This is a genomic window from Xenorhabdus innexi, assembly GCF_002632485.1.
In the GTDB taxonomy this organism is placed as follows: domain Bacteria; phylum Pseudomonadota; class Gammaproteobacteria; order Enterobacterales; family Enterobacteriaceae; genus Xenorhabdus; species Xenorhabdus innexi.
Genome location: NZ_NIBU01000162.1, coordinates 1 through 1,558, shown reverse-complemented (window position 1 = coordinate 1,558; position 1,558 = coordinate 1). Strand labels below are relative to the sequence as shown.

Genomic DNA, 1,558 nt, shown 5'->3' with positions numbered 1-1,558 from the left:
CGCCTTTTCGACCCGGTAAGTGGGGCTCAAGTAAATTCCAGACATGATCGGAAATATCGTGACGGCGGTATGCAGGTGTGCTCATGGTTAGTTCACTCTGTTTATGGAATGCAAATCTTATTATCGCACAAAGTCACTTATGACGACGCTATCTAGTCAATTCACATCCATTGAACTAAGTAATTAACCCCCTCCCTCAAGCCCACACCGATATCAGTTTATTATTTAGGCTGGCGCAACGATTCTGTTGTGGGGCATTGCGCCCTATTCCTCCCCGGATGATGCTTGCTTCAAATTCCACACCGAGTTCTCCGGCATCTGGACGCGGACATCTAACCGGCAACCTTCGGGAATATCACAGGGTTCACCGTCCTGATAGTACACCTTCTCCCCGTCAATCAGGGCTTTGATCCGCTTGTTCTGAAAGCGTTCCGGCAAATGACTGTGCTGACGGTGGAACGTCTCAATCGTGATACTGCCGTCCTTGTTCACCTTGTCATCAATGTAGATAAGCTCCAGCCCGTTGTTGTTCTTCGGCGAGGAGATGCCCCCGTGAACCCCCCACGCTTTATCGGCGTTATAGCCCAGTACGCCAGTAACCTGATAATGACCGGTCGCCCGTTTCGTGACGGTAGCCCCTTCGGATTCATCGTTGGTAGTGAAATTACCGTCAGGGTGGATTTGAAGGATGGGTGAACCTTGACGGATATAACCACTGTCATCGCGATAACAATTAGCCCCCAATATCAGGAATTGCCCCCAATCTTGAAAATCACTGCCCCATGATTTTCTAGCTCGTATCCATGCTATATTACGATAGGCATCAAATGCTAATTGCGTAGCCCACCCAGCAACGCCCATGGATAACACCTTCACGGCGCCATCCCCTTTAGGCACATCTGAAGGAAGTGGGGGAACAATCTTGCTATAAAAACCCGTTTTCCCGGCCAAACTAGCGATAGTCTGTCCCGGGGATAATTCAACGCTGCCTTTCCCTAGCCCATAGTCTCCCACCCTCAGCACATGACTCAATCCAACATTACTCACAAACGCCGACTTATCGGGAATATCCGCCCCGTTCTGCGCTTTATCCAGCTTTCCCCCCACTGCCGCCTGTAGTGCCTTAATCGACTGCAACGACACCGTCTGTCCATTCGGTAGCGTGACGTCCACCGTGCCATTCTGTGACATCCATTTATCCATATTCTGCAGAAAGGTGATGATATGGCTGTTAATCGCACACAGATGCCGGACACCATCGGAGATGGAGTTGGGCACGGTGGTCTGGATTTGGTAAGTGACCTTGTTCAGGGTAACTGTCGCCTTGTCCGCCAACACCAGTTCGGTATCCGAGTTCACCGCCTGAATCATATGCAGTAAATTGCTGCTGCCGGATTGAATGAGGATGACCTGTCCCGGTGCCACGCCGTTCAGGTTGCTTTTAAATTGGGTGCCAGTGCCCCGGACAAACGCCGAGCCGGACACGGTACTGATTGTGCCTTGTGTGTAAATCATCGTGTGTTCCTGAGAAAAAAGAGGGCGGGTTAACCTTCTATCA

1 protein-coding gene and 1 pseudogene are annotated in these 1,558 nt (G+C 50.7%); both read right to left on the bottom strand.

Annotated features, from left to right (window positions below):
• Positions 1-85 (bottom strand): annotated as a pseudogene (locus Xinn_RS20720) (IS5/IS1182 family transposase); the annotation flags it as partial.
• A 179-nt stretch (positions 86-264) separates the two neighbouring features.
• Positions 265-1,558: phage tail fiber protein (locus Xinn_RS23030; protein WP_422645976.1), on the bottom strand; the 1,294-nt coding region annotated here is incomplete at its 5' end.